Below are 26,999 nucleotides of genomic sequence, written 5' to 3' on the forward strand. Positions count from 1 at the left end.
TTTGAGCGCATCCCCGGCGAGCACGGCCCCGGACTGCAGACGGCCGCGCACGCGCGCGTGCTCGGTGTCGTAGGCGCCGTCGACGGCGGCGGCGAGCGGCAGGGCGGCGGCGTACTGGGCGTGCAGCCGGCGCTCGGCCGCCGAGCTCGCCTGCCGGCGCAGCCGTGGCCCGGCGAGGGCGTCCTGCGCGTGGTCGAGTGCGGCGGTGAGCGCGGCCCGGCGGGTGCTGGCACCCTCGCCGCCCACGGCGTCGAGCAGGGCGGCGACGGCGTCGTAGACGTCGGCGACCGCCTCGCGCTCACCGTCGAACCGGAAGTCCCCGGTGAGCGACCCGGGGGTGGGCAGCGCGAGCCGCAGCAGGAGCAGCCAGCCCGCGCCGGCGAGGAAGGCGAGGGCCCGCTGCCAGCCGCTCTGCGCCGCCGGCATCCCGGCGCCCACGGCTGCCGTCACCAGCAACTGGGTGCCCGCCGCGGAGGCGACGGGCCCGACCGCGCTGACGGCGCCGGCGACGAGCCCGAGCGCGGTCAGCAGCAGGGTCAGCGGTACGGCGGGCAGCCACTGCCCGCCGTACGTCCCCACGAGCAGCCCGAGGGCCCCGGCAAGGGCGGGCACCCCGAGCCGCCTGACGGAGGCCCGCCGGCTGCCGGGCCGGTCGTTGATGCCGACGAGCATCGCGGCGATGGCGGCCAGGACACCCATCGCGGTACGGCCGCCGAGGACACCGGCGAGCAGGAGCGGCCCGGCGGCGAGCGCGCCCCGCGCCACCGCGCTCCACGGGACGGGCCCGCGCTGGGTGCGCAGGGCGTGGGTGAGCCAGGGCGGCGGGGACAGTGCGGCGCGGCGCGACACGGGGCTCCTGTTCGTACGAGGGCGGGATGTGCCTTCGGACGACGGTGGCCGGGCTGTGGTGTGCGACTTCCACGGTAGATCACGTCCCACACGCGAACGGGGTGGTCGTGTTGCGGGGAGGTGAAAGGTGGCGGGGAGGACGGGTTCTTCATGAACGCAATCGGGGCGTGGGGCGATGACGCTCCCGCGTCACGGCCGGGTCGCTCGGTCGATGATGCGCTCCGCCGCCTCGATCGCGTCGGCCGGCGTTGCCGGGTCCGGTCGCAGCGCGGCCATCACCTCGTCGATCCGGCGCAGTCCGGCCCGCTCCAGCAGCCGTTTCTCGTTCGTCACCCACTCGCCGCGCGCCGCCAGCACCGCGTGGCCGGCTTGCACGGCGGCGGTGGCCAGCGCGCCGGCCACCTCGGTGAGACGGCCCCGCGGGGCGTGGTTGGCCTTGGCGTAGGCCAGGGTCGCCCGGGCGGTGCCGGCCCAGCGCTCCGAGGCGGTCCGGCGAAGCTCGGCCGGGTACCCCTCCGGGCGGGGCAGCTCGCCGCGCAGCACCTGGTTGACGGCCAGCTCGGCCACGACCAGGTAGCTGGGAATCCCCGCGAGATGGAACAGCAGGGGCTCCACCCGGAACCGTCCCGCCTTCGCCTCCGCCAGCTCGTGTTCGACCACGTCCAGGTCCCGGTAGTGCACGTCGACCTTGCGTCCGTCGATGGTCAGCCAGGCCCCGCCGTTGAACACACCGCCGCCCCAGCCGCCGATCTCCGACACCTCACCCTCCCAGCCGACGGAACGCAGGTCGGCCGGGTCGAAGGCGCCACGGTAGTAGACGGCCAGGTCCCAGTCACTGCCCGCGGTGTGGGTGCCCTGGGCCCGGGAGCCGCCCAGGGCGACCGCCTCGACTGCGGGGAGGGCGGCCAGGCGGTCGGCGGTGGCGGAGAGGAAGTCGGCGTCGGCGTCGTGATCGACGCTCTGATCGGTTTCGTGAGCGGAGTCGTCATCGGAGTTCGGGAGCGTGGGCACGGGTGGGCTCCGGGGTGAGGGCGGAGTCATGCAGGAGGGGGGCGGCGCGTCGGGCGTGGGGTGGGGTGGGGCTGGATGGTGGGGGCGTGCCGGCTGAGCGCACTCGCGTGCGTCCGAGTTCGGCGAGCCTAGGGCGGTGGAGGGGTGCGGGGCGAGCCGATTGTCAGTGGGGCGCGTTATCAATGAAGTCGTCACTCAATGTCACGACGGGGGAGGTCATGGTGACGGACCGGGAGGATGCGGCAGGCCGAGCGGAGCCCGGACCGCACGGCGGAGCGACGGGGCGCCGCGACCATGTGTCCCTGGCGGGGCTGCGCGCCCGGGGCTGGACCGCCGGGCTGGTACGACAACTGCTGGGCGAGCCCGATCTGCTGCGCGCCAACCCGTACTCGGTGTCGGCCCCGTCGACCCGGCTCTACCGCGTCGAACGGGTCGAGGCGGCCGAGCAGAGCCCGGGCTTCAGGGTTGTCGCGGCGGCCGCGGTCCGGCGGTCCGGCGCGGCGAGTGCCGGTCTACGGCGCAGACGTCGGGAGGTGTCGGCGAGGGCCGCGGCGGCACGCGGGGAGGCGGCACGACCGGAAATTCGGGTGCGGAGCCAGGGGCGGGGCGCAGATGATCGGGAGGTTGTGCACCGGCCAGCCCAGGAGCCGCCATGATCCGTCGCGTGACCACTCCCGCCCTGTTCCCACCGCCCACCTACTCCCACGCCTCCGTCGTCGAGGCCGGCACGAAGCTCGCCTTCCTCGCGGGGGCCGTGCCGCTCGACGAGAAGGGGGACATCGTCGGAGCCGGGGATCCGGTGCGGCAGGCCGAGCGGGTCATAGCCAACCTCCGCGAGCAACTGCGGGCGGTGGGAAGCGACTTGGAGCACGTGCTGACGACGGACGTGTACGTCGTCAGCAGTGAGACCGCGGTGCTGTCCGCGGTGTGGGAGGTCGTGGAGGCGTCGGGGCTGAGCCGGGGTCCCCACTCGTCCACTCTGCTCGGTGTCGCCTGCCTCGGGTACACGGGGCAGCTGGTGGAGATCACGGCGACGGCCGTGGTGCCGGAGGAACGGCAGGACCCGACGTCGGCCGCGGTCGTCCTGCGCCGGGCGGTGCCGGCGGACGCCCCAGCCGCCGCCGACGTCTGGCTGCGCTCCTTCTCCGCCGCGCTGCCCACGGTCGTCCGGCCCCGCACCGACGACGACGTACGGGGGCATTTCCGGGAGGTCGTGGTGCCGCTGCGGGAGACCTGGGTCGCCGAGGCGCCCGGGGAGGACGGCGGGATCGTCGGCGTGATGGTCCTGAACGGTGAGGAGCTGTCCCAGCTCTACCTCGCCCCTGACTGGCGGGGGCACGGCATCGGCGACCGGTTCGTCACCCTCGCCAAGGAGCGCAGCCCGCGGGGCCTCACGCTGTGGACCTTCCAGGTCAACAAGGCCGCCCACCGCTTCTACGAGCGGCACGGATTCGTCGCCGTCGAGCACACGGACGGCAGCGCCAACGAGGAGCGGGAGCCGGACGTGCGGTACGTGTGGCGGCCCTGAGAGGGAAGTCCTGCGGGATCCTTCGGAGTCAGGGCAGCCCGGCCGCGTCGGCCGCCGTACGCAGCACCTCACGGAGCATCGCGGGGGTGAGCCGGCCCGTGAAGGTGTTGCGCTGGCTCACGTGGAAGCAGCCGAAGACGTCCAGTCTGCCCGGGTCGTCCGGGCCGTCTGAGCCGCCAGACCTTGCCGGGCCGTCTGGGCCGTCAGGACTGTCGCTGTCGGGGCCGTCAGAGCCTTCGGGGGTGGCCGAGCCGTTCAAGGTGACCCGGGCGCCGTGGGCGAAGGCGGGGCGGGGGCGGGGCACGGGCCAGCCCGCCTCGTTGAAGGCGGGCAGTGCCGCCTGCCAGCCGAAGGCGCCGAGCACCACCGCCGCCCTGACCGTGGGACGCAGCAGTTTCAGCTCCTGCACCAGCCAGGGGCGGCAGGTGTCCCGCTCGGCCGGGGTGGGCTTGTTGGCCGGCGGGGCGCAGTGGACGGGCGCGGTGATCCGGACGCCGTACAACTCGAGCCCGTCGTCGATGCGCTCGGAGGTGGGCTGCGAGGCCAGGCTCAGGTCGTACAGCGCCTGGTAGAGCACGTCTCCCGAACGGTCGCCGGTGAACATACGGCCCGTGCGGTTGCCGCCGTGCGCCGCGGGCGCCAGCCCGACGATCACGAGGCGGGCGTCGGCCGGGCCGAACCCGGGTACCGGCCGTCCCCAGTACGTCCAGTCGGCGAACGCCGCCCGCTTGGTGCGGGCCACTTCCTCCCGCCACTCCACCAGTCGGGGACAGGCCCGGCACCCCGCGACGCGCCGGTCGAGCCGAGCTAGCCCGCTGCTGTCGTCCATACCGCCACCGTATGCCCGGCCCCGCCGAGGACCCCGGCAGGGCGCGAGGACCGACTGGCTGTCGGGGGGGGGGCGGTGAGGTCGCCTCGACAGTGGCAAGCCGCACCTGAGCCGCTCGACGGGCTCTGGGCCCGGAAAAATCGTCTCCGGGTCGCCCGGTCCGGCGGGTTAAGGTCGGGACATGGCTTCCGAGGACGCGGACGAGAACGTGCACGGTGACACCGGCGGACCGGGTGAAGCGGCCCCCGCCGAGGAGACCGAGCGCTCCGAGGCCGCCGAGGGCGGGCCGCTCGACCCGAAGACCGCCGCCGCGGTGGCCGCCGCCGAGGCCGCGGGGCCCGGTACGGGCGAGACCGTGCGGATCGACAGCTGGATCTGGGCCGTGCGCCTGATCAAGACCCGCTCCCTGGGAGCCACCGCCTGCCGTGGCGGCCACGTCCACGTCAACGGCGAGCGGGTGAAGCCCGCCTACTCCGTGCGCGTCGGCGACGAGGTGCGGCTCCGGCACGAGGGCCGCGAACGGGTCGTGATCGTCAAGCGCCTGATCCGCAAGCGCGTCGGTGCCCCGGTGGCCGTCCAGTGCTACATCGACAACTCGCCTCCGCCGCCGCCCCGCGATGCCGTGGCCCCCGCCGGTATCCGCGACCGCGGCGCCGGTCGCCCCACCAAGCGGGACCGCCGCGAACTGGAACGACTCCGGGGACTCGGCGGACTCGGCGGACCGGGAACGGGCGCCCCCCAGGGACCCACCGGTTTCGGCGGCGCCGGAAGGTCCGGAAGCACCGGTGGGGCGGGGAGAGCCGGTGGGGCCGGCGGAGCAGGTGGACGGCCTCGGGGACGCTGAGCCTGCCTCACCTCCGGGGCCCCTCCCCCACCCTCCCCTCCCTCTCCCTGCCCTTCCTCACGACGGTCCATCACCCCGGCGGCACCCGCACCCCGCTCAAGCCGTTCGCCCCGCGCCCCGCAGCAGTCGCAGCAGGTCGGTGTTGTGGGATCGGCGGGTCCAGGCGATGAGTGCGAGCGGCACGATCAGGATGAGCGGGGTCGCCGCGTACTGGCCGTCGAAGACGGCGAGCTGGACGATGAACGCGCCGACCATGAGCGCGCTGAGCGCCATGGCCGCCACCGCCTGCAGCGCGGGCACCAACAGGGCGACGGCGCCGACGAGTTCGAGTGCGCCGATGGTGTACATCCCCGCGCTTCCCCAGCCCATCTTGTCGAAGGACTCGGCGGCCGACGGGTGCGCTGTCAGCTTGGGCAGTGCGCTCGCGATCCCGTAGAAGAGGGCGAGCAGCACCTGCACCGTGCGCAGGGCGATGCGGGCCGCGCGGGTGCGGGCGGTGGCGGAAGTGCGCGGGGTGGCGGTCGCTGCGGGGGCGGTGGTCTGGGACATGGAGGTCTCCTGAGTCGAGCGGTCCTGCTTGCTGTCATCGAGGTAGACCGGTGTGGGGCCGGGAACTCATCGCCTGTCGACTCTCCCGCCGACTCGCTCGTCGGCTCTTTCGTCGCCTCCCTCATCGGCTCCGCTATGGCGCTGGTACCGCCCGGACCCATGTGCCGTCCGGGGTCAGGTAGGTGTCCACCTTCAGCCCCGCTTCTGCCAGAGCCTCTTCGAACTGCTCTCTGGTCAGGGGGCGGGCGAGGAACGTCTGGGTCCACACCGCGTCGGGGAACCGGTACTCCGCGCGTACCGCGTTCACTCCGTCTGCGACCGGTTCCGCCGAGACGATGCGCACGGTGAAGCCGCTCGGGTCGACCCGCTCTCGGGGCACGTTGGTGTGGTAGTCCGGGCCTTCCCGCTGGATGAGCACGCAGCCGTCCTGCGCCACGTGGCGGGCGCAGGTGCGCAGCAGGCCGCGGCGGACCTCTGTGTCCCCGGCGTGCACGAGGAAGGAGGCGAGCATCACGACGTCGAACTTCTCGCCGAGGTCCAGTCGCTCGATGGGGACGCATATGGTGCGCGCTCCTCGGACGTGGGTGAGCATGTCGGCGGACTCGTCCACCGCCGTGACGGTGAAGCCGCGTTGCTGAAGGGGGTGGGTGATCCGGCCTACTCCGCAGCCGAGTTCGAGGATGTGCGCTCCGGGGGGCACGGCGCCGGTGATGATGTCCGGTTCGTCGCCGACGGGGAGTCGTGTGTAGAGGTCGACGGCGCAGCCGTCGGGGGTGATGGCGCCGGGTCCTGTTCCTTCGTGTCCTTCTCGCATGGGGGTGGTCATGCCCGGAGAACGGGTGGGGGTGGAGCGAGCGTTCCCGGGCGGCGCGGGTTCACCCGTTGGAGTGTTCCCCCTTCTCTCCCGTCTTCCCGTCTCCCCCGTCCTCCTCCGGCTTCTCTGCCCCCTGCCCCCTGCCCCCTGCCCCCCTGCCTCCCCGTCTCTGCTGTCTGCCGTGATCATCCCTGGCCGTCGTGTGCGTCGCCGGCGGGCGTTCCGCTCGGGGAGGACGGAGAGTACGTTGCAAGGAGGAGTGGTGATCCGATGCGTACGGGCAGTGAGCCGGTGACCGCGCGCAGTGCTCTGCGGGCGCGGTTGTGGCTGAGCGTGTGGGGATTCGTCTGGGCCGTGTTCGGTACGGCGGTGTTCGCGCTGGTCGGGCGTCCGGGCTGGGCGCTCGCGTGCGGGGTGTTGTGGCTGGTGGTCACGGTGGACATGGCCGTGATCCTGCGGCACATGCGGCAGGGTCCGCACTACCAGCCGGGTCCGGACGTGCCGCCGTACAGTCCGCCGGACGGTGGTCCGCCACGGCAGGGTCCTCGATGGCCCCGGCATCCGTGAGCGCGGGCGGGCGGGGACGCCTGGTGACCGTCAGTCGTCGAAGCGGGCGGCCCTGAGGTAGTCCGGGTTCGGGTCGAGTGCGGCGGCGAGCCGGAAGTGGCGCTTGGCCTGGTCGGGACGGCCCTGGCGTTCATAGGTGCGGGCGAGCGCGAAGTGGGCGAAGGCGTTGTCCGGTTCCCGTTCGAGCACGATGGTGAACTCGAGTTCGGCGGGGCGGAGTTGGGCGGCCGCGAAGAAGGCGCGGGCACGCAGGAGGCGGGCCGCGGTGTTCTCCGGGTGGGCTGCGATGACCCCGTCGAGCAGTTTCACCGCGCCCCTGGGGTCCCGTGCGTTGAGCAGTTGCTCGGCGGCGCGGAAGTCGATGACGTGCGTCTCCGGGGTACGTCCGGTGGAACCGCTGGTCTCGGGCACGGCTGAGATCCTTCCCTTGCTGAAGCGGTTCAACGCCCGGAGGAGTACGGGTATTCCGCGCCTCGGCGGCGCCGGGGGTGTCGCCTAGGCGGGGTCCGGGCCGTCGGCGGGGGCGGTACCGCCGGAGGGCGGTCGCTGTTCCCGGGCGCGGTGCGCGAGGTCGTCCCAGACTTCCGCGACGCGCTTGCGCAGCGTGTCGAGGGGGACGTCGTTGTCGATCACGATGTCGGCGATCTCGCGGCGTTGTTCGCGGGTGGCCTGGGCGGCCATGCGCGCGCGGGCGTCGTGTTCGGTCATGCCGCGTTGCCGCACGAGGCGGTCGAGCTGGGTCTCGGGGCTGGTGTCGACGACGATCACGAGGTCGTACAGGGGGGCGAGGCCGTTCTCGGTGAGGAGGGGCACGTCGTGGATCACGACGGCGTCGTCTGCCGCGGCGTCCTCGAGTTCGCGCGAGCGGGTGCCGACCAGGGGGTGGACGATCGCGTTGAGGGTGGCGAGTTTCTGGGGGTCGGCGAAGACGATGGAGCCGAGTCCGGGCCGGTCGAGGCTTCCGTCGGGGGTGAGGACGTCCGAGCCGAAGGCTTCCACGACGGCTGCGAGCCCGGGTGTTCCGGGCGCCACGACCTCGCGTGCGATGCGGTCGGCGTCGATGAGTACGGCTCCGTGCTCGACGAGCAGCCGTGACACCTCGCTCTTGCCGGCGCCGATGCCGCCGGTCAGGCCCACTTTCAGCATGTGCGGAAGCTTAGGCCCTGCCGGTGACGGCGAGCCCCCGGGTGTCGCTCTCACCGCCGGCGCGAAACCCGGTGCTGGTCGTCGCTCCGCCGGGAAGCCCTGGCTATCGCCCTTCGCCCTTCGAGAAGCCCCGACCGCCGCCCTTCGCGCGCCGCCGGGAAGCCCTCGGACCCCGCCCCTAGCGCGCCGCCGGGAAGCCCTCGGACCCTGCCCCTAGCGCGCCGCCGGGAAGCCCCGACCGCCGCCCCTCACACGTCGCCGGGACGGCTAGTTGTCGCCTTCCCGTTCGGCCAGGAAGCGTTCGAACTCGCGGCCGATCTCGTCGGCGGAGGGGATGTCGACCGGTTCGGCGAGCATGTTTCCGCGGCTTTCGGCGCCCGCCGCGGCGTCGTACTGGTGCTCGAGGCCCTGGACGAGTGCGGTCAGTTCCTCGTCGCCTTCCTGGATCTGCCGGTCGATCTCGGTCTGGGTGCGGTGCGCGTCGGTGCGCAGGGCGTGGGCGACCCCGGGCAGGACCAGGCCGGTGGCGGCGGTGACGGCCTCGAGGACGGTCAGTGCCGCGTCGGGGTAGGCGGAGCGGGCGATGTAGTGCGGGACGTGGGCGGCGACGCCGAGGACGTCGTGCCCGGCTTCCAGGAGCCGGTATTCCAGCAGCGACGCGGCGCTGCCGGGCACCTGGGCCTCCTCGAAGGGGCTGCGGTGGCCGGGGACCAGGTCGGTGCGGTTGCCGTGCGGGGTGAGGCCGACGGGCCGGGTGTGCGGGACGCCCATGGGGATGCCGTGGAAGTTCACCGAGAGGCGGACGCCGAGTCGCTCGACGATCTGCTGGACGGCGCCGGCGAACCGCTCCCACTCGACGTCCGGTTCGGGTCCGGACAGCAGGAGGAAGGGGGCGCCGGTGGCGTCCTGGACGAGGCGGACCTCGATGGCGGGCACCTCGTACTCGGTCCAGCGGTCCCGCTTGAAGGTCAGCAGCGGGCGGCGGGCGCGGTAGTCGACGAGCCGGTCGTGGTCGAAGCGTGCCACGACCTGGTGGGGCAGTGAGTCGAGGAGGCGTTCGACGATCTGGTCGCCGGTCTCCCCCGCGTCGATGTATCCGTCGAAGTGGTAGAGCATGACAAGGCCGGCCGACTCCTGGGCGAGCGCCATGTCGACGACGGCCAGCCCCTTCGGCTCCCATGCGTACAAACCCTGCGGATCAAGCACTGTGACCGCTCCTCCTCGTGTCCTTCATCGACAACGCGCCCCGGGCCGGGGGCATTCCCGGTGCGGGTCGCTGATCAGGCATGTCGTGCCGGGTGCCTTGACGCTCCGTCAACTGGTCCGCACCTTCACCAGAACTGGCGTTCACATCCACGCCTGTCGTTCATGTATGAGATCGCACTATGCGGCAGGTCCGTACGACAGGAAGGCACCCCCATGCGCACGCGTACGCCGCTCACCTCCCTGCTCGCCACGCTCGCCCTCACCGGGGGCCCGCTGCTCTGCGCGGGCCCGGCCGCCGCCGCCCAGACCGTCGAGGTGGGCACCGCCGCCCAGCTCAAGACCGCGCTCGCCGGCGCGAGGCCCGGCGACATGATCCATCTGGCGGACGGTACGTACACCGGCAACTTCAAGGCGGTCACTCCGGCCACCGCCGCGGCCCGCATCACCCTCACGGGCTCTCCGGGGGCCGTTCTGCGGGCGGGCGGCGGCTACGGCCTGCACCTGGACGGCGCGTCCTACTGGACGGTCAGTGGGCTGACCGTGACCGGCGGCCAGAAGGGCATCATGATCGACTCGGCCGCGGGTGTGGTGGTGGACGGCGTGACCGTGCACGGGCTCACCATGGAGGGCGTGCATTTCCGCAACTCCAGCACGGACGGCGTGATCAGGAACTCGACGATCTACGACACCGGGAACGACGGCCGCGGCATGGGCGAGGGCGTGTACGTGGGGACCGCGAACACGTTGTCCGACCGGAGCGACCGCATCCAGATCCTGGGCAACAGGATCGGCCCGGACGTGGGCGGCGAGAACGTCGACATCAAGGAGGGGACGACCGGCGCGCGGATCGTCGGGAACACGTTCGACGGCAGCGGGCTGACCGGCGCGAACTACGACGACTCCTGGGTGGACGTGAAGGGCGATGACGTCCTGGTGCAGGACAACACCGGCACGAACACCACGAACGACGGCTACCAGACCCACACGCAGCAGTCCGGCTGGGGCTGCGGCACGGTCTTCAAAGGAAACAAATCGACATTGACGGGTGCCGAGGGCCCCACCCGGCTGGCGATCGACGTCACCAACGCCGGCGCGAGCTGCCGGACGACGGTCTACAGCAGCAACACGGTGACCGGCGGCAAGGGCCTCACCAACATCCCGGTGACTCCCTGACCGTCGAAGGGGTGGCGGAGCCCGGAAAGCCCTGAGGGGCCGTACCCCGGAAGGTACGGCCCCTCAGCAGCTGTCTACCTGCTAAGCCTCAGCGGCAGCGATCAGCTCTGGCCGCCGGCCAGCTTCTCGCGCAGCGCGGCCAGCGCCTCGTCCGAGGCAAGGGCACCGGAGGTGTCCGCACCCTCGGAGGAGTACGAGCCGCCACCCGAAGCGGCCGGAGCGGCAGCCTCGCCACCCTCGGCGGCAGCGGCAGCGTCGGCCTCGCGGGACTTGATGACCTGCTGCTGGTGCTGCTCGAAGCGGGTCTGCGCCTCGGCGTACTGGCGCTCCCACTCCTCGCGCTGCTTCTCGTAGCCCTCGAGCCAGTCGTTGGTCTCGGGGTCGAAGCCCTCGGGGTAGATGTAGTTGCCCTGGTCGTCGTAGGACGCGGCCATGCCGTACAGGGTCGGGTCGAACTCGACCGAGGCCGGGTCGGCACCGAAGGACTCGTTGGCCTGCTTCAGCGAGAGGCTGATGCGACGACGCTCGAGGTCGATGTCGATGACCTTGACGAAGATCTCGTCGTTGACCTGGACGACCTGCTCCGGGATCTCCACGTGGCGCTCGGCCAGCTCGGAGATGTGGACCAGACCCTCGATGCCCTCGTCCACGCGGACGAACGCACCGAACGGAACGAGCTTCGTGACCTTACCCGGGACGACCTGACCGATCTGGTGCGTACGGGCGAACTGCTGCCACGGGTCTTCCTGGGTCGCCTTCAGCGACAGGGAGACGCGCTCGCGGTCCATGTCGACGTCGAGAACCTCGACGGTGACTTCCTGGCCGACCTCGACAACCTCGGAGGGGTGGTCGATGTGCTTCCAGGAGAGCTCGGAGACGTGCACCAGACCGTCGACGCCACCCAGGTCCACGAAGGCACCGAAGTTGACGATCGAGGAGACGACGCCGGAGCGGACCTGACCCTTCTGGAGGGTCGTGAGGAACGTCTGGCGGACCTCGGACTGGGTCTGCTCCAGCCAGGCGCGGCGGGACAGGACCACGTTGTTGCGGTTCTTGTCCAGCTCGATGATCTTGGCCTCGAGCTCCTTGCCCACGTAGGGCTGGAGGTCGCGGACACGGCGCATCTCGACGAGGGAAGCCGGCAGGAAGCCACGGAGGCCGATGTCGAGGATGAGACCACCCTTGACGACCTCGATGACGGTGCCGGTGACGATGCCGTCCTCTTCCTTGATCTTCTCGATGGTGCCCCAGGCACGCTCGTACTGGGCGCGCTTCTTCGAGAGGATCAGGCGGCCTTCCTTGTCCTCCTTCTGGAGGACCAGGGCCTCGATCTCGTCGCCGACGGCAACGACCTCGTTGGGGTCGACGTCGTGCTTGATCGAGAGTTCGCGGCTCGGGATGACACCTTCGGTCTTGTAACCGATGTCGAGCAGGACCTCGTCCCGGTCGACCTTCACGATGACGCCGTCGACGATGTCGCCGTCGTTGAAGTACTTGATCGTCTCGTCGATCGCGGCGAGGAAGGCTTCCTCGTTACCGATGTCGTTGACCGCAACCTGCGGGGTGGTGGCGGTGGTCTCGGTGCTGCTCGTCATGTGGGAAAGGGCTCCGGTACGGACATTGAAGTCGTAGGTACTGCTTACGCCGGGAGCCCGTTTCGCTCTGCAGAAGCCGGACAGCCAAGGAAGCGCCACCAATAAGGACACCGGGTGCCCGGTGGCGCCTCGACAACCGAGGGGACATACATACAGATGCGAGCGCAGCCTGCTACGTCTGAGGTGCGCAGGCCCGCAGCGCAACTTGTAGCATACGGGGGCAGCCGGACAGGGTCAATGCGCGAAGGCGCACACCCGGGGCGGATCGCCGCAATTCCGGCACAAGAATCGTCCCAGGAGGCCGGACAGGCCTGTGGGACCCCTTCCGAGACACGCCTTCGCCCGGCGGGTTGGACGGAAGGGTACGACGAGGGAGCCGATCATCCAAGAGCCGGAACCGCACGAGCCCGAGGGGTTCGAGCCGGAAGCGACCCGCCGTGACGCCGGGGTCGCGGAGAGCGCCCGCGCCAACCGTGGCTGGTGGGACCGGAACGCCGACGAGTACCAGGTCGAACACGGGACGTTCCTCGGTGACGACCGTTTCGTGTGGGGCCCGGAGGGCCTGGACGAGGTGGAGGCCGAGCTGCTCGGCCCGCCGGAGGACCTGAAGGGCAGGGACGTCCTGGAGATCGGCGCAGGCGCGGCGCAGTGCGCGCGCTGGCTGGCCGCCCAGGGGGCGCGGCCGGTGGCGCTGGACGTCTCGCACCGCCAGCTCCAGCACGCGCTGCGCATCGGCGTATCGTTTCCGCTGGTCTGTGCCGACGCCGGGGCGCTGCCGTTCGCGGACGGCTCCTTCGACCTGGCGTGCTCCGCGTACGGGGCGCTGCCGTTCGTGGCCGATCCGCGGCTGGTGCTGCGGGAGGTGCGGCGGGTGCTGCGGCCGGGCGGCCGGTTCGTGTTCTCGGTGACGCATCCGATCCGCTGGGCGTTCCCGGACGAGCCGGGTCCCGAGGGGCTGTCGGTGTCGTCGTCCTACTTCGACCGCACGCCCTACGTGGAGCAGGACGACGAAGGCCGTGCGGTGTACGTGGAGCACCACAGGACGCTCGGCGACCGGGTGCGGGACGTCGTGGCGTCGGGTTTCCGGCTGGTGGACCTGGTGGAGCCGGAGTGGCCGGCCTGGAACACCGCGGAGTGGGGCGGCTGGTCGCCGCTGCGCGGGAACCTGCTGCCGGGGACGGCGATCTTCGTCTGCGAGCGCGACTGAGCGCTCTCCGGTCCGGGCCCTGTCGTGAGCGGCCCGGGGAACGGTCTTGTGAACGCCCCGCACGCGCGCGTGCGGGGCGTTCGTGTCGTCGTACGACACTGGGGGCGTGATCCGTGACGACGCCCTGGACGCGCTGCCCGTCCGTTCCGCCCTGCCCGCGCTGAGCGACGCCCTGGAGGGGGACGGCACGGCCGTGCTCGTGGCGCCGCCGGGTACGGGCAAGACGACGCTGGTGCCGCTGGTGCTGGCGGGACTGGTCGGCGGCGGTCCCGCGCGGCGGGTCGTGGTGGCCGAGCCGCGGCGGATCGCGGCGCGGGCCGCGGCGCGGCGGATGGCCTGGCTGCTGGGTGAGCGGCCCGGGGAGAGCGTGGGCTTCACGGTGCGCGGCGAGCGGGTGGTGGGGCGGCACACGCGCGTGGAGGTCGTGACGACCGGTGTGCTGCTGCAGCGGCTGCAGCGTGACCAGGAGCTGGCCGGTGTGGACGTGGTCGTCCTGGACGAGTGTCACGAGCGCCACCTGGACGCGGACACGGTGGCCGCGTTCCTGTGGGACGTGCGGCAGACGCTGCGGCCGGAGCTGCGGCTGGTGGCGGCGTCGGCGACGACGGACGCGGAGGGCTGGGCGCGGCTGCTCGGGGGTGCGCCGGTGGTGGCGGCCGAGGGTGTCTCGCATCCGGTGGAGGTGGTGTGGGCGCCGCCGGCCCGTCCGGTGCGGCCGCCGCACGGCATGTGGGTCGATCCGGCGCTGCTGGGGCACGTGGCGTCGCTGGTGCGGCGGGCGCTGGCCGAGCGGGAGGGTGACGTGCTGTGTTTCCTGCCCGGTGTCGGGGAGATCGGGCGGGTGGCGGGGCAGCTGGGGGATCTGGGGGCGGTGGAGGTGCTCCAGGTGCACGGGCGGGCGCCGGCCGCCGTGCAGGACGCGGTGCTGACGGCCGGGGAGCGGCGGCGGGTGGTGCTGGCGACGTCGGTGGCGGAGTCGTCGCTGACGGTGCCGGGGGTGCGGGTGGTGGTCGACTCGGGTCTGGCGCGGGAGCCGCGGGTGGATCACGCGCGCGGGTTGAGCGGTCTGGCGACGGTGCGGGCGTCGCGGGCGGCGGGGCGGCAGCGGGCGGGGCGGGCAGGGCGGCTGGCGCCGGGGGTGGTGTACCGGTGCTGGGCGGAGGCGGAGGACGTGCGGCTGCCGGCGTTCCCGGCGCCGGAGATCAAGGTGGCCGACCTGACGGCGTTCGCGCTCCAGACGGCCTGCTGGGGTGATCCGGAGGCCTCCGGGCTGGCGTTGCTCGATCCGCCGCCGGGCGGGGCGATGGCGGCGGCGCGGTCGGTGCTGGCGGCGGTGGGTGCGGTGGACTCGGCCGGGCGGGCCACGCGGGTGGGTGAACGGCTGGCCCGGCTGGGTGTGCATCCGCGGCTGGGGCGGGCGCTGCTGGACACGGGGGCCGCGGGTGCGCCGGTCGTCGCGCTGCTGTCGGAGGAGGTGCCGCGGGAGTACGGGGACGATCTCGCCGGTGCGCTGCGGCGGGCCCGGCAGGGGGGTGACGGCTATGCGGGGCGGTGGGCGGCGGAGGTGCGGCGGCTGCGGGGCGTGTCGGCGCGGTCCGCGCCCGGGGCCGGCCCGGATGGCCGGCCGGGAGGGGCCGCCGGGGCGGGGACGGAGGTGGCCGGTGCCGGGCTCGCCGGCGCGTCCGCGGGTGCCGTCGGTGAGGAGGGGCTGGTCGGGCTGGTGTCCGCTCTGGCGTTTCCCGAGCGGGTGGCGAGGCTCGACGGCGGCTCGTATCTGATGGCGTCCGGGACGCGGGCCGAGGTGTCCGAGGGGTCGGCGTTGCGCGGGTCCGCGTGGATCGTCGTCGCGGTGGCGGACCGGCCGGGTGGCAAGGGGCACGCGCGGGTGCGGCTCGGGGCCGCGGTGCCGGAGGGGGTGGCGCGGGCGGCCGCCGGGGCGTTCCTCGACGAGCGCGAGGAGGTGCGCTGGGCGGACGGGGACGTGGTGGCGCGGCGGGTGGAGCGGCTGGGGGCGATCGAGCTGTCCGTGCGGCCGCTGAAGGACGCCGATGGCGGGCTGGTGCGTGCGGCTCTGGTCGAGGGGCTGCGGCTGGAGGGGCCTGGGCTGTTGCGGTGGTCTGCGGAGGCCCGGGTGCTGCGGCAGCGGCTGGCGTTCCTGCGGGCGCGTCTGGGGGAGCCGTGGCCGGACGTGTCGGACGCCGCGCTGCACGCGCGCGTGGACGAGTGGCTGGAGCCGGAGCTGGGCCGGGCCGGGCGGCGGGCGGATCTCGCCCGGATCGACGCCGGTCGGGCGCTGGAGCGGCTGCTGCCCTGGACGAGCGGTGAGGCGGCTCGGCTGGACGAGCTGGCGCCGGAGCGGATCACCGTGCCGAGCGGGTCGCGGATTCGGGTCGACTACGGGGATCCGGAGCGGCCGGTGCTCGCGGTGAAGCTGCAGGAGATGTTCGGGCTGAGCCGGACGCCGGTGGTGGCGGGCGTGCCGTTGCTCGTGCATCTGCTGTCGCCCGCGGGCCGGCCGGCGGCGGTCACGGCCGATCTGGCGTCCTTCTGGGCGGACGGCTACAAGGGGGTGCGGGCGGAGCTGCGCGGGCGTTATCCGAAGCATCCGTGGCCCGAGGACCCGGCGACCGCCGAGCCCACGCGGTTCACGAACTCGCGGCTCAGGCGCTGACCCGCTCAGGCGCTGACCGGCTCAGGCGCTGGCCGGCTCGGGTGCGGGCGTCTCGGTGGCCTCCGGGTCCTGGGGCCGGCGGGAGCGTGCCTCCAGGCAGAGGGAGAGCGCGAGGAGCAGCAGGCCGAGGGTGAGGGATCCCCAGGGCAGGTAGGAGGTGAGGGTGAGGACGAGGGTGCGGTTGTGCTGGACGAGGGCGACCGTGTGCTCGATGTAGTCCTCGCGCATCTTCACGTGGCCGGCGAAGGCGGTGACCTTGGCGCGGTCGCCGAGGAGGGTGCCGCCGCGCAGTTCCTCCCGGTGGAGCTCCTCGCCGTAGACGGGTGCTCCGGTGACGGGTTCGACCCAGAACCTGCGGACGGTGGTGTACCAGCGGGTGGTGCCGGTCCTGGCGACGGATGCGGGGGTGATGCCTTTGACCGGCATGGTCTTGGGCATGGGGACCTTGGTCCAGGGGATGGTCTGCTCGAAGTAGTAGACGTGCAGGCCGCGGAAGGTGCGGGTGCCCCGGTAGTGGATGGGGCTGGTGGTGCGGGTCTGTGCGTCGAAGTACTCGTAGTCCCTCTTCTGGGTGAGGAAGGGCCACTTGAACTCGATGCCGTGGCGGGTGACGGGGTCGCCGTCGACGCTTTCGCCGGTGGCGTGGACGGGGTCCTGGGAGTGGGCGTCGAAGACGTAGCGTTCGGGGATCCGGGAGACCATGTTGCCGTCGGGTCCCTGGACGTAGGAGAGGCTGTCCCAGACGACGACGGGCCGGCCGGCGGTCCTCTCGATGTTCTCGGCGGCTTCGACGTTGCCTTTGAGGGTCTGCACGATGGTGACCTTCGGGACCTTTTCGGCGCGCATGGTGCCGTAGTCGAGGAGGGTGGCGTCCCTGGCCTCGAGGACCATGTCCTGGTACTGGCCGGCGGGGATGCGGGCCAGGCGCGGGAAGGCGTACCAGCGCAGCAGGGGGGCGAGCGCCGCGCAGAACACGGCGCAGGCGAGCAGGACGAGGCTTGCCTTGCGGCGCATTGCGGCTCCCTCCTGGCGGGTCGCTGCTACGGGTGTGCGGGCACGGTGGTCAGCAGCGGCTTGGGGGATGTGCGGGCCGCCGGTGTGCCGAGGGCGGTCAGGGCGAGGACGACGGCGACGGCGAGGGCGAGGCCGGTCGCGGCGGCGAGCAGGGCGCGCATGCGGGGCCTCCCGACGGTCTGGTGCTGATGGGTCGTCAGGTCGGGCACGGTAGCAACGCGGGCGTGAGAAGAGAACACGTCGTCCCCGCGCGGGTGACCGGAGAACACGTCAGCCACGCGCGCGTGAGGACGACCGTCAACGAGGGACGACGAAGAGCGAGGGACGCCGAACACCGTCGCGCACCCGCAGGGCGCCCGGTCCGCGGGTGCGGAGCGGGCGCCCTGTGGGTGTGCGGGTCGCTGGTGCCGTGCGGTGTGGTCAGGAGGTGGCGGACGGGCTCGGCGAGGGGCTCTCCGATGCGTCGGCCGCGGCGACCTTCAGTTCGACGGTGAGGGTGGCGCCGCCGGTGGTGGTGATGCGGAGCAGGAAGGTGCCGGTGGTGTCGTCCGCGTACAGCTTGGGCAGCGTGAGCAGACCCTTGTCGTCGGTCTTGAGGCCGGTGAGGGTGCGCACCGGCTTGCCGTCGGCGTCCTTGAAGGAGGGGCCCTTGTCGTTCTCGGTGGGGTCGTCCTCCGACTTGATGAGGGTGGCGGTGGCGGCGACCTGGTCCGCGACGGCGCCCTTGTAGGTCGCCTTCACCTGGACCTGGTCGGCGAACTCGCCGCCGGGGGTGCAGGTCAGCGGGGTGTCGCTGGTGCGGGCGAGGGTGTCGGCGGTGCGGGCGGTGACGGTGGCGGTGTAGTCGACGCCCTTGGCCCGGTGGCCGACGACGGCGGTGGTGACGGTGAAGTCGCCCGTCTTCTCGCCGGCCTGGAGGGCGGGTGCGACCGCCACGCCCTTGGCGTCGGTGGCGACGGTGGCGACCGTCTCGCCGCCGGCGAAGGTGGCGTCGGTGTCGCCGGTGATGGTGAAGCGGATCCGGACCTTGCCGACGGCCGTCCCGGTCCTGGTCTCGGCGCGGGTGCTGATCCGCCGGGCGAAGTCGTCCCCGGCCCGCGCGGTGAGCTTGCCGGTGCCGGCGTCGCTCAGGTGGTCGACGGTGTCGGAGGGCGTGGGCGGCTTCGGCGGGACGGGCGGGCTGGGCGGGCTGGGCGGCGTGGGGTCGGGGCTCGCGGGGCCGCCGGGGGTGCCGGGCTTCTGCGGCTTGTCGGGCTTGTGGTGCGGCTTGGTCCGCGGCGGCTCGGCGGGCGTCGGGGTGCCGGTGTGCTGCCCGGTGTGGTCGTCGCTGCGGTGCGAGGGCACGCCGCCGGTGCCGTCGGGGACGGAGTGGCTGCCCTTGCGGTAGTAGTCCATCCAGTTCAGGACCAGGTCGAGGTAGTCCTGGGAGTTGTTGTAGCTGAGGATCGCGCTGTGCAGGCCGCCCTCGGTGGACATGTCCCAGTCGTTGCGGCACAGGTAGTGGCCCGCGGTGAGCGCGGCGTCGTAGACGTTGTTGGGGTCCGCCTTGCCGTCGCCGTTGCCGTCGCGGCCGGCCCAGGCCCAGGTGGACGGGATGAACTGCATCGGGCCGACGGCCTGGTCGTAGTGGCCGTTGCCGTCGTAGGCGCCGTGGTCGGTGTCCTTGATGAGCGCGAAGCCGTTGCCGTCGAGCTGCGGGCCGAGGATCCGGCCGATGGTGGTGCCGTCGGCGTCGACGCGGCCGCCGCGGGCCTGGCCCGACTCCACCTTGCCGATGGCGGCGAGGAGTTGCCAGGGCAGGTTGCAGCCGGGCTTGGTGGAGCGCAGCTCGGTCTCGGCCTTGCGGTAGGCGTCGAGGACCGTGGCGGGGATGCCGGCCTCGGCCTCACCCCGGGCCACGGGGGTGCCGATGGTGGGCGACGGGCTGGGGTTGGGGCTCTTGAGGGGCGGCAGGTCCGTGTAGTACGGCGAGTTGCCGGTGGCGTTGCCGTCGGTGGTCGGGTCGGGGGCGGGGGTGCTGGAGCCGGCGGCGGTGGGTCTGTCCTGGTCCGCGCCGGTGGCTCCCGGGGCCTGGGACGCGGACAGTGCCGCGACCGCCGCCGCCGCCACTGCGGTGGTCGCCGCTCCCTTGCGCAGCCGCCTGCCGAAATGCGCCGCCATAGAGTGAACCCTCCCGTGAACGCCTGCGCGTCCGTCTCCGTCCGACTGCCTCGCTCTGGTGTGACGGTTGACCCGGTGCTGTGGTTGCCCCTGAGCCGCCTTTCCATCCGTGCGATGTGCGTTCGACCCTGTGTTTCCGCAGGGCGACCCAGGTGACCCTACGACAACTTGCTTGGCACGGGCACCCGTTCGTGCCCGAGTTTCACCGGTTGGCCAACTCCCGTTGGCCTCGGGGGCGGCGACGGGGGCTCACGCATACTGGACGGCAGACGATCACCGGTGCCGGCGCCGTACGCCGGCGGCCGTCCCAGGGGGTCCCGTTGCCGTTCACGCTCAGCCACGCGGCCGCCGTGCTGCCCGCCGTCCGCCGGGACGGCGGCGGCCGGGGCCGGCTGGTGCCCTCGGTGCTCGTCGCGGGGTCCTTCGCGCCCGACCTGCCCTTCTACGCCGCGAGTGCCGTGCCGGGCGGCATGGAGTTCGGGACGGTCACCCACTCCTTCGCCGGGGTGGCCGGTGTGGACGTGGTCGTCGCCTGGACGCTGGTGGCGTTGTGGCTGTTCGTGCGGGAGCCGCTGGTGGCCCTGCTGCCCCGGCGCCGGCAGGGGCCGCCGGCCGCCCTGCTGCGCTGCGGTGCGCCCCGCGCGCGGGTACGGCTCGTCGTCCTGCTGCGGTGGTACGTCTCCGCGGCGCTCGGCGCGCTGACCCATGTCGTGTGGGACGCGTTCACGCACCACGACCGGTGGGGCTCGCGGCTGGTGCCGGGTCTGGCGCGCAGCATGGCGGGGATGCCGCTCTACAGCTGGCTGCAGTACGGCACGTCCGCGTTCGCCGCCGTGGTGATCGCCCTGTTCCTGGTACGGGCACTGCGGCGGGCGCCGGCCGATGGGCCGTCGGTGCTGCCGGTGCTGTCCGGCCGGGACCGCTGGTGGGCCGGGGCCGTGATCGGGGGCGGCGCGCTCGTGGGGGCGGTGCAGCGGGCGGCGCGCTGGTGGGACTACTGGGGCCCGTCCGCGAACGCCTGGGACCTGGTGCCCACGCTGTGCTTCGGCGCGGGCACCGGACTGCTGCTCGGAGTGCTCGGGTACGCCGCCGGGGTCAGGTGGTGGCGTCCGGTCCCGCGCCCGGACGGTCCCGGTGTGCCGGCCTCCGCCCGCCGGGACCGGTCGGCGGCTCGTTGAGCGTGGCGACGAAGACGGTGAGGGTGCGCCGTGGGCGGGCTCTGGGGACCAGGGTGAGCAGCAGCGCGAGGTAGGCGCGGGCCAGGTCGGCCCGGGCGCGCCAGACGGGCGCCAGGCGGGTGCCGGCGGCCGGTCGGCGCCGGAGGTCCGCCACGGCTCTGCGCAGGGTCGCGGCCGGGTCGGCGGGGATGCGGGCGGTGCTTGCGCCGGCCGCGAGGGCCGGGACCGGCGAGACGGGCGCGGCCGGGGCCGAGGTGCTGTGCACCCGGGCCGGGGGGCCTTCGGCCGTCAGACGGTGAAGCGTGCGTATACCCATGCCCGCAGTGTTGCGGCTGAGAGCCGGGAGATGCGTTCTGACGGGGGCCACGTGAGTGAAACCCCCCTCCGGGGGTTCGGCGTGGACGGGCCCTGCGGGAGCCGTCCACCGGAGCGCGGATCGGGCGGGGCTAGGTGAGCTGCACCGGGGCGCGCAGGCGCCGTGTCCCAGGACTGGGCGCGGGCTGGGCTTCCGGATGAGGCGGGGCCCGGGGAAGCAGGCCCAGGGGCCACGGTGGGCCGCGTGGCGTGCGGGCGGGCGGGCGCCGAGGCAGCGGGGCTCACCGGTGTCCGCAGCCGACCGCGGGGAGGAGGCCGGCGTCTGCCTCGAGCGAGCGGGGGGTGCCGCCCGGCAGACGCCGGGCGGCACCCCCTTCGCTGGACCGCCGGAGGCTAGTGCGCGGCCGATTCCCAGTCGCGGCCGACGCCCACCGAGACGTCGAGCGGGGCCCTCAGGGAGACCGCGTTCGCCATCTCGCGGCGGACGATCTCCTCGGTGGCCTCGCGCTCGCCGGGGGCGATCTCCAGCACGATTTCGTCGTGGACCTGGAGGAGCATGCGGGACTTGAGGTCCGCCTCGCGCAGGGCCCGGTCGACGTGCAGCATGGCGATCTTGACGATGTCGGCCGCCGTGCCCTGGATGGGCGCGTTGAGGGCCATCCGCTCGGCCGCCTCACGGCGCTGCCGGTTGTCGCTGTTCAGGTCGGGGAGGTAGCGGCGACGGCCGAACAGCGTCGCCGTGTACCCGGTCGCGCGCGCCTCGTCGACCGCCCGGCGCAGGTAGTCCCGTACGCCGCCGAAACGCTCGAAGTAGGTGTCCATCAGGGCGCGCGCCTCGCCCGCCTCGATGTTCAGCTGCTGGGAGAGGCCGAAGGCGGACAGGCCGTACGCCAGGCCGTAGGACATCGCCTTGATCTTGCGGCGCATCTCCGCGTCGACGGCGTCCCGCTCGACCGAGAAGACCTGGGAGGCGACCGTGGTGTGCAGGTCCTCGCCGGAGGTGAACGCCTCGATCAGGCCCTCGTCCTCGGAGAGGTGGGCCATCACGCGCAGCTCGATCTGGCTGTAGTCGGCGGTCATCAGGGACTCGAAGCCCTCGCCGACCACGAAGCCGCGGCGGATCGCCCGGCCCTCGTCGGTGCGGACCGGGATGTTCTGCAGGTTCGGGTCCGTGGACGACAGCCGGCCGGTCGCGGCCACCGTCTGGTTGAACGTGGTGTGGATACGGCCGTCGCCGGCGATCGTCTTGATCAGGCCCTCGACCGTGACCCGCAGCTTCGCCTGCTCACGGTGGCGGAGCATGATCACCGGCAGCTCGTTGTCGGTCTGGGTGGCGAGCCACGCCAGGGCGTCGGCGTCGGTGGTGTAGCCGGTCTTGGTCTTCTTGGTGCGGGGCAGGGCCAGCTCGCCGAAGAGGACCTCCTGGAGCTGCTTGGGCGAGCCCAGGTTGAACTCGTGCCCGGCGGCAGCGTGCGCCTCCTTCACGGCCTGCTGCACGGCGCCCGCGAACGTCTGCTCCATGGCTTCCAGGTGGCTGTGGTCGGCCGCGATGCCGTGGCGCTCCATGCGGGCGAGCAGCGCCGAGGTGGGCAGCTCCATGTCACGCATGAGGTCCGCGGCGCCGACCTCGCCGAGGCGGGTCTCGAAGGCCTCGCCGAGGTCGAGGACGGCGCGGGCCTGGATCATCAGCGCCTCGGCCTCGGCGCCGTCGTCCGCGCCGAAGGCGAGCTGGCCGTCGGCAGCCGCGGCGGGCGCCAGTTCGCGGTGCAGGTACTCCAGGGACAGCGCGTCGAGGTCGAAGGAGCGGCGGCCCGGCTTCACCAGGTAGGCGGCGAGCGCGGTGTCCATGCGCACGCCCTCGATGGCCCAGCCGTGCTCGGCGAAGACGCGGATGGCGCCCTTGAGGTTGTGGAACACCTTGGTGCGCTCCGCGTCGGCCAGCCAGGCGGCGAACGCGTTCTCGTCGGCCTCGTCCAGCTCGGCGGGGTCGAACCAGGCGGCCGCTCCCCCGGTGGCGGCGAGCGCGACCTCGGCGACCGAGCCGGTGCCCAGCGCCCAGGTGTCGACCGTGGCGACGCCGAGCGTGCCGGTGCCGTGCTCGGCCAGCCAGGGGGCCAGCTCGCCGGTGCCGAGGATCGCGCCGTCGATCTCCACGCCGTCCGCGGCGATCGGGGTGACCTCGGCCTCCTCGGCGCCCGGGTCGACGGCGAAGAGACGCTCGCGCAGCGACGGGTTGCGGATCTCCAGGGTGTCCAGGACCAGGGCCACGGCCTTGCGGTCGTACGGGGCGCGCTCCAGGTCGGGGACCGTCCGCTCCAGCTCCACCTCGCGCTCCAGCTCGGTCAGGACGCGGTTGAGCTTGACGGCCTCCAGGTGGTCGCGGAGGTTCTGCCCGGCCTTGCCCTTGACCTCCTCGACGCGCTCGACGAGTTCGGCGAACGAGCCGAACTGGTTGATCCACTTCGCCGCGGTCTTCTCGCCGACGCCGGGGATTCCGGGGAGGTTGTCGGACGGGTCGCCGCGCAGGGCGGCGAAGTCCGGGTACTGGGCGGGCGTCAATCCGTACTTCTCGAGAACCTTCTCCGGCGTGAAGCGGGTCAGCTCCGAGACGCCCTTCGTCGGGTAGAGCACGGTGGTGTGCTCGGTGACGAGCTGGAAGGAGTCGCGGTCGCCGGTGACGATCAGGACGTCGAAGCCCTCGGCCTCGGCCTGGGTGGCGAGGGTGGCGATGATGTCGTCCGCCTCGAAGCCCTCGACGGCGAACCGGGGGGCGTGCATCGCGTCGAGGAGCTCGCCGATCAGCTCGACCTGGCCCCTGAACTCGTCGGGGGTCTTGGAGCGGTTCGCCTTGTACTCGGTGAACCGCTCGGAGCGCCAGGTCTTGCGGGAGACGTCGAAGGCGACCGCGAAGTGCGTGGGCGCCTCGTCACGCAGGGTGTTGGCCAGCATCGACGCGAAGCCGTAGATGGCGTTCGTCGGCTGGCCCGTCGCGGTCGTGAAGTTCTCCGCGGGCAGCGCGAAGAACGCGCGGTAGGCCAGCGAGTGCCCGTCCATGAGCATCAGCCGTGGACGGGCGCCGCCGGAGGTCTTGTCGGTCTTCTTCGATGCTGTGTCTGCCACGCCCCCGATCCTGCCACGGCGCACTGACAGCCGGATCCGGGGCGGCCCGGACCGGCCGCCCGCGGCGCGGGACGCGGGACGGGCCCCGGGCCGGGCCGCTCCCCCGGTTCGCACCCGCATCCGCTCCCGCGCCGGACGCCGGGCCGGCCGCCGTACCGGTCGCCGCGCGGCCCCGGACCGATCCCCGCACGGCCGCCGGACCGGTCCCGGCACCGGCCCGGACCGGGGCGCTTGGCCGTCGGTGGCCCGTGGGAGGATCGGCGGGTACTTCCACACGCAGTCGAAGGGGACCGTGCGATGGCGACGAAGCCGCCCAAGGGTGATCCGGTTCAGGACGCGCCGCAGGTAGCGGAGCCGCAGCACGCGGCGGCCGGGCTCCCCGCCGTCGGGCACACCCTGCGCATGGCCAGGCAGCAGATGGGGGTGCGGCGCACGGCGCTGACGCTGCTGCGCGTGAACCAGAAGGACGGTTTCGACTGCCCCGGCTGCGCCTGGCCGGAGCCGGAGCACCGGCACAAGGCGGAGTTCTGCGAGAACGGCGCCAAGGCGGTGGCCGAGGAGGCCACCCTGCGCCGGGTCACCCCGGAGTTCTTCGCCGCGCACTCCGTGGCCGACCTCGCCACCAGGAGCGGCTACTGGCTGGGGCAGCAGGGCCGGCTCACCCACCCCATGCACCTGCCCGAGGGCGGGGACCACTACGAGCCGGTCAGCTGGGAGCGCGCCTTCGACATCATCGCCGAGGAGATCACCGCCCTCGGCTCCCCCGACGAGGCCGTGTTCTACACCTCGGGCCGTACCAGCAACGAGGCCGCGTTCCTGTACCAGCTGTTCGCGCGCGAGCTCGGCACGAACAACCTTCCCGACTGCTCGAACATGTGCCACGAGTCGTCCGGGTCCGCGCTCTCCGAGACGATCGGCGTCGGCAAGGGCAGCGTCCTGCTGGAGGACCTCCACCGGGCCGACCTGATCATCGTCGCCGGGCAGAACCCCGGGACGAACCACCCGCGCATGCTGTCGGCGCTGGAGGAGGCCAAGGCCAACGGCGCGAAGATCATCAGCGTCAACCCGCTGCCCGAGGCCGGCCTGGAGCGGTTCAAGAACCCGCAGACGGCGAAGGGCATGCTGAAGGGCGCCGCCCTCACCGACCTGTTCCTGCAGATCCGCATCGGCGGTGACCAGGCACTGTTCCGGCTGCTGAACAAGCTGGTGCTGGAGACGGACGGCGCGGTCGACGAGGAGTTCGTGCGCGAGCACACCCACGGCTTCGAGGAGTTCGCCGAGGCCGCACGCGCCGCCGACTGGGACGAGACGCTCGCGGCCACGGGCCTCACGCGCGCGGAGATCGAGCGGGCTCTCGGCATGGTGCTCGCCTCGGAGCGGACCATCGTCTGCTGGGCCATGGGCCTCACCCAGCACAAGCACGCCGTCCCGACCATCCGGGAAGTGGTCAACTTCCTGCTGCTGCGCGGGAACATCGGCCGCCCGGGCGCGGGCGTGTGCCCGGTGCGCGGCCATTCCAACGTGCAGGGCGACCGCACGATGGGCATCTTCGAGCGGCCCGCGCCGGCCTTCCTGGACGCGCTGGAGAAGGAGTTCGGGTTCGCGCCGCCGCGCGAGCACGGTTTCGACGTCGTACGGGCGATCCGCGCGCTGCGGGACGGCGAGGCGAAGGTCTTCTTCGCCATGGGCGGCAACTTCGTCTCCGCCTCCCCCGACACGGACGTCACCGAGGCGGCCATGCGGCGTGCGCGGCTGACCGTGCACGTGTCGACGAAGCTGAACCGCTCGCACGTGGTGACGGGCGCGCGCGCCCTGATCCTGCCGACGCTGGGCCGGACCGAGCGCGATGAGCAGGACGGTGGCGAGCAGTTCGTGACCGTCGAGGACTCCATGGGCATGGTGCACGCCTCGCGCGGCCGGCTCGCCCCGGCGAGCCCCCGGCTGCTGTCGGAGCCGGCGATCGTGTCCCGGCTGGCGCGCCGGGTGCTCGGCGCGGACAGCAAGGTGCCGTGGGCGGAGTTCGAGAAGGACTACGCGGCGATCCGCGACCGCATCGCGCGCGTGGTCCCCGGTTTCGAGGACTTCAACGCGCGCGTGGCGCGGCCCGGCGGTTTCGCGCTGCCGCACGCGCCGCGCGACGAGCGCCGCTTCCCGACGGCGACCGGCAAGGCGAACTTCACGGCGGCGCCGGTGGAGTGCCCGGAGCTGCCCGAGGGCCGGCTGCTGCTGCAGACGCTGCGCTCGCACGACCAGTACAACACCACGATCTACGGCCTGGACGACCGCTACCGGGGCATCACCGGTGGCCGCCGGGTGGTGCTGGTGCACCCCGAGGACGCGCGGGCGCTCGGGGTCGCCGACGGGTCGTACGTGGATCTGGTGAGCGAGTGGAAGGACCGCGTGGAGCGGCGGGCGCCCGGTTTCCGCGTGGTGCACTACCCGACGGCCCGGGGCTGCGCGGCGGCGTACTACCCGGAGACCAACGTTCTGGTGCCGCTGGACGCCACCGCCGACACCAGCAACACCCCGGCGAGCAAGTCCGTCGTGGTCCGCCTGGAGCGGCCGGCGGCGCAGGCCGCGGAACGGGCCGTCGAGGAGATGACGGAGGTGCCGGAGCTGCACCTGGCGAGCCCCGCCAAGACCCGTCTGGAACAATCGGCGACCGACTGAGCGTTTGCTCAGCCAGCAGACAGGCGCAAGACGAACGGAGCCGGGCCCATGGGTGAGCAGCAGCAGGTGACATTCCCGCAGGAGGTCCTCGACGAGTACGCCGCGCTCGGTGTGGACCTGCCCGCGCTGTTCTCGGCGGGTCACCTCGGCACGCGGATGGGCGTCCAGATCGTGGAGGCCTCGGCGGAGCGGGTCGTGGGCACCATGCCGGTCGAGGGCAACACCCAGCCGTACGGGCTGCTGCACGGGGGCGCCTCCGCGGTGCTGGCGGAGACCCTGGGCTCGGTCGGCGCGATGCTGCACGGCGGGAGCACGAAGATCGCGGTCGGCGTGGACCTGAACTGCACCCACCACCGCGGGGTCCGCTCGGGCCTGGTCACCGGCGTGGCCACGCCCGTGCACCGGGGCCGGTCGACGGCGACGTACGAGATCGTGATCAGCGACGAGGAGGGCCGCCGGGTGTGCAGCGCCCGGCTGACCTGCCTGCTGCGCGACGTCCGGCCCGGCGACGAGGCCCCCGTCCGCCCGGCCGGCGACTGAGCGTTTCGGACAC

21 protein-coding genes and 3 pseudogenes are annotated in these 26,999 nt (G+C 73.0%); 10 read left to right on the top strand and 14 right to left on the bottom strand.

Features of this window, described 5'->3' with window-relative positions:
- A pseudogene (locus PV343_RS21390) lies at positions 1 to 849 on the bottom strand (FUSC family protein); the annotation flags it as partial.
- A gap of 189 nt (positions 850 to 1,038) precedes the next feature.
- Positions 1,039 to 1,758, bottom strand: a complete 720-nt coding sequence (locus PV343_RS21395; protein WP_319148673.1) for a nucleotidyltransferase domain-containing protein — start codon at positions 1,756 to 1,758, stop codon at positions 1,039 to 1,041.
- A gap of 754 nt (positions 1,759 to 2,512) precedes the next feature.
- Between PV343_RS21395 and PV343_RS21400 the strand changes: the two are divergent.
- Positions 2,513 to 2,845 (top strand): annotated as a pseudogene (locus tag PV343_RS21400) (RidA family protein); the annotation flags it as partial.
- Between the two features lie 57 nt (positions 2,846 to 2,902).
- Positions 2,903 to 3,388 carry a GNAT family N-acetyltransferase gene (locus PV343_RS21405; protein WP_319148674.1) on the top strand — a complete coding sequence of 162 codons (486 nt, stop codon included), beginning with the start codon at positions 2,903 to 2,905 and terminating at the stop codon, positions 3,386 to 3,388.
- A gap of 28 nt (positions 3,389 to 3,416) precedes the next feature.
- On the opposite strand, the gene PV343_RS21410 is transcribed toward PV343_RS21405, so the two are convergent.
- Positions 3,417 to 4,217: a uracil-DNA glycosylase gene (locus tag PV343_RS21410; protein WP_319148568.1), complete on the bottom strand. Its 801-nt coding sequence runs from the start codon at positions 4,215 to 4,217 to the stop codon at positions 3,417 to 3,419.
- 181 nt (positions 4,218 to 4,398) lie between these two features.
- Here PV343_RS21410 and PV343_RS21415 point away from each other — a divergent pair, with 181 nt between their 5' ends.
- Positions 4,399 to 5,061 carry an RNA-binding S4 domain-containing protein gene (locus PV343_RS21415; RefSeq protein WP_319148569.1) on the top strand — a complete coding sequence of 221 codons (663 nt, stop codon included), beginning with the start codon at positions 4,399 to 4,401 and terminating at the stop codon, positions 5,059 to 5,061.
- 96 nt (positions 5,062 to 5,157) lie between these two features.
- Here PV343_RS21415 and PV343_RS21420 read toward each other — a convergent pair whose 3' ends face one another.
- Complete coding sequence (locus PV343_RS21420) at positions 5,158 to 5,610, bottom strand: DoxX family protein (RefSeq protein ID WP_319148570.1); 453 nt, start codon at positions 5,608 to 5,610, stop codon at positions 5,158 to 5,160.
- 133 nt (positions 5,611 to 5,743) lie between these two features.
- On the bottom strand, positions 5,744 to 6,424 hold the full coding sequence (locus PV343_RS21425; protein ID WP_319148572.1) for a class I SAM-dependent methyltransferase: 681 nt from the start codon (positions 6,422 to 6,424) through the stop codon (positions 5,744 to 5,746).
- A 270-nt stretch (positions 6,425 to 6,694) separates the two neighbouring features.
- Between PV343_RS21425 and PV343_RS21430 the strand changes: the two genes are divergently transcribed.
- Positions 6,695 to 6,991 (top strand): DUF6343 family protein, encoded by a 297-nt coding sequence (locus PV343_RS21430; protein WP_319148573.1) that lies wholly within the window; start codon positions 6,695 to 6,697, stop codon positions 6,989 to 6,991.
- A gap of 30 nt (positions 6,992 to 7,021) precedes the next feature.
- Here PV343_RS21430 and PV343_RS21435 read toward each other — a convergent pair whose 3' ends face one another.
- The 3 genes from PV343_RS21435 to PV343_RS21445 all read right to left on the bottom strand — a co-directional run bounded on the left by PV343_RS21435 (position 7,022) and on the right by PV343_RS21445 (position 9,343).
- Positions 7,022 to 7,402, bottom strand: a complete 381-nt coding sequence (locus PV343_RS21435; RefSeq protein ID WP_319148574.1) for a tetratricopeptide repeat protein — start codon at positions 7,400 to 7,402, stop codon at positions 7,022 to 7,024.
- Between the two features lie 84 nt (positions 7,403 to 7,486).
- The gene (gene coaE, locus PV343_RS21440) at positions 7,487 to 8,137 is read right to left on the bottom strand and encodes a dephospho-CoA kinase (RefSeq protein ID WP_319148575.1); all 651 of its coding nucleotides are present in this window, start codon (positions 8,135 to 8,137) and stop codon (positions 7,487 to 7,489) included.
- Between the two features lie 267 nt (positions 8,138 to 8,404).
- Complete coding sequence (locus tag PV343_RS21445) at positions 8,405 to 9,343, bottom strand: PAC2 family protein (RefSeq protein ID WP_020939375.1); 939 nt, start codon at positions 9,341 to 9,343, stop codon at positions 8,405 to 8,407.
- Between the two features lie 213 nt (positions 9,344 to 9,556).
- Between PV343_RS21445 and PV343_RS21450 the strand changes: the two genes are divergently transcribed.
- A complete protein-coding gene (locus PV343_RS21450; protein ID WP_319148576.1) occupies positions 9,557 to 10,516 on the top strand; it encodes a right-handed parallel beta-helix repeat-containing protein in 960 nt (319 codons plus the stop codon).
- Positions 10,517 to 10,617: 101 nt separating this feature from the next.
- On the opposite strand, the gene rpsA is transcribed toward PV343_RS21450, so the two are convergent.
- Positions 10,618 to 12,111: a 30S ribosomal protein S1 gene (rpsA, locus tag PV343_RS21455; protein WP_067015219.1), complete on the bottom strand. Its 1,494-nt coding sequence runs from the start codon at positions 12,109 to 12,111 to the stop codon at positions 10,618 to 10,620.
- A gap of 313 nt (positions 12,112 to 12,424) precedes the next feature.
- Here rpsA and PV343_RS21460 point away from each other — a divergent pair, with 313 nt between their 5' ends.
- Both PV343_RS21460 and hrpB read left to right on the top strand, forming a co-directional pair.
- The gene (locus tag PV343_RS21460) at positions 12,425 to 13,318 is read left to right on the top strand and encodes a class I SAM-dependent methyltransferase (RefSeq protein WP_415923505.1); all 894 of its coding nucleotides are present in this window, start codon (positions 12,425 to 12,427) and stop codon (positions 13,316 to 13,318) included.
- 106 nt (positions 13,319 to 13,424) lie between these two features.
- Entirely contained in the window at positions 13,425 to 15,989 is a 2,565-nt protein-coding gene (gene hrpB, locus PV343_RS21465) for an ATP-dependent helicase HrpB (protein ID WP_319148577.1), read from the top strand.
- Between the two features lie 21 nt (positions 15,990 to 16,010).
- Here the strand turns inward: hrpB and PV343_RS21470 are convergent, their stop codons facing one another.
- From PV343_RS21470 to PV343_RS21480, 3 genes are all read right to left on the bottom strand, one after another.
- Entirely contained in the window at positions 16,011 to 17,003 is a 993-nt protein-coding gene (locus PV343_RS21470) for a DUF3068 domain-containing protein (RefSeq protein WP_319148578.1), read from the bottom strand.
- 26 nt (positions 17,004 to 17,029) lie between these two features.
- The gene (locus PV343_RS21475; protein ID WP_319148579.1) at positions 17,030 to 17,164 is read right to left on the bottom strand and encodes an SPW_0924 family protein; all 135 of its coding nucleotides are present in this window, start codon (positions 17,162 to 17,164) and stop codon (positions 17,030 to 17,032) included.
- Between the two features lie 259 nt (positions 17,165 to 17,423).
- Positions 17,424 to 19,163: a lytic transglycosylase domain-containing protein gene (locus PV343_RS21480; RefSeq protein ID WP_319148580.1), complete on the bottom strand. Its 1,740-nt coding sequence runs from the start codon at positions 19,161 to 19,163 to the stop codon at positions 17,424 to 17,426.
- A gap of 320 nt (positions 19,164 to 19,483) precedes the next feature.
- Between PV343_RS21480 and PV343_RS21485 the strand changes: the two genes are divergently transcribed.
- Positions 19,484 to 20,341: a DUF4184 family protein gene (locus PV343_RS21485; protein WP_319148581.1), complete on the top strand. Its 858-nt coding sequence runs from the start codon at positions 19,484 to 19,486 to the stop codon at positions 20,339 to 20,341.
- On the opposite strand, the gene PV343_RS21490 is transcribed toward PV343_RS21485, so the two are convergent.
- Complete coding sequence (locus tag PV343_RS21490) at positions 20,259 to 20,657, bottom strand: hypothetical protein (protein WP_319148582.1); 399 nt, start codon at positions 20,655 to 20,657, stop codon at positions 20,259 to 20,261. The two genes, PV343_RS21485 and PV343_RS21490, sit on opposite strands and share 83 nt — an antisense overlap.
- A gap of 392 nt (positions 20,658 to 21,049) precedes the next feature.
- Positions 21,050 to 23,776, bottom strand: a complete 2,727-nt coding sequence (polA, locus tag PV343_RS21495) for a DNA polymerase I (protein WP_319148583.1) — start codon at positions 23,774 to 23,776, stop codon at positions 21,050 to 21,052.
- Positions 23,777 to 24,073: 297 nt separating this feature from the next.
- Between polA and PV343_RS21500 the strand changes: the two are divergent.
- Both PV343_RS21500 and PV343_RS21505 read left to right on the top strand, forming a co-directional pair.
- Positions 24,074 to 26,344: pseudogene (locus tag PV343_RS21500) on the top strand (FdhF/YdeP family oxidoreductase); the annotation flags it as partial.
- A 150-nt stretch (positions 26,345 to 26,494) separates the two neighbouring features.
- Entirely contained in the window at positions 26,495 to 26,986 is a 492-nt protein-coding gene (locus PV343_RS21505; protein ID WP_319148584.1) for a PaaI family thioesterase, read from the top strand.
- Positions 26,987 to 26,999: the final 13 nt, after the last annotated feature.

The sequence above is a fragment of the Streptomyces sp. WI03-4A genome (genome assembly GCF_033792105.1).
Classification (GTDB): domain Bacteria; phylum Actinomycetota; class Actinomycetes; order Streptomycetales; family Streptomycetaceae; genus Streptomyces; species Streptomyces collinus_A.

Excerpts from the sequence above, each read along its gene's own strand:
- PV343_RS21415 (WP_319148569.1), top strand. The coding sequence starts at position 4,399 with ATGGCTTCCGAGGACGCGGACGAGAACGTGCACGGTGACACCGGCGGA.
- PV343_RS21505 (WP_319148584.1), top strand. The coding sequence starts at position 26,495 with ATGGGTGAGCAGCAGCAGGTGACATTCCCGCAGGAGGTCCTCGACGAG.
- PV343_RS21450 (WP_319148576.1), top strand. The coding sequence starts at position 9,557 with ATGCGCACGCGTACGCCGCTCACCTCCCTGCTCGCCACGCTCGCCCTC.
- PV343_RS21480 (WP_319148580.1), bottom strand. The coding sequence starts at position 19,163 with ATGGCGGCGCATTTCGGCAGGCGGCTGCGCAAGGGAGCGGCGACCACC.
- PV343_RS21425 (WP_319148572.1), bottom strand. The coding sequence starts at position 6,424 with ATGCGAGAAGGACACGAAGGAACAGGACCCGGCGCCATCACCCCCGAC.
- PV343_RS21490 (WP_319148582.1), bottom strand. The coding sequence starts at position 20,657 with ATGGGTATACGCACGCTTCACCGTCTGACGGCCGAAGGCCCCCCGGCC.
- PV343_RS21430 (WP_319148573.1), top strand. The coding sequence starts at position 6,695 with ATGCGTACGGGCAGTGAGCCGGTGACCGCGCGCAGTGCTCTGCGGGCG.
- PV343_RS21420 (WP_319148570.1), bottom strand. The coding sequence starts at position 5,610 with ATGTCCCAGACCACCGCCCCCGCAGCGACCGCCACCCCGCGCACTTCC.
- coaE (WP_319148575.1), bottom strand. The coding sequence starts at position 8,137 with ATGCTGAAAGTGGGCCTGACCGGCGGCATCGGCGCCGGCAAGAGCGAG.
- rpsA (WP_067015219.1), bottom strand. The coding sequence starts at position 12,111 with ATGACGAGCAGCACCGAGACCACCGCCACCACCCCGCAGGTTGCGGTC.
- PV343_RS21470 (WP_319148578.1), bottom strand. The coding sequence starts at position 17,003 with ATGCGCCGCAAGGCAAGCCTCGTCCTGCTCGCCTGCGCCGTGTTCTGC.
- PV343_RS21410 (WP_319148568.1), bottom strand. The coding sequence starts at position 4,217 with ATGGACGACAGCAGCGGGCTAGCTCGGCTCGACCGGCGCGTCGCGGGG.
- PV343_RS21475 (WP_319148579.1), bottom strand. The coding sequence starts at position 17,164 with ATGCGCGCCCTGCTCGCCGCCGCGACCGGCCTCGCCCTCGCCGTCGCC.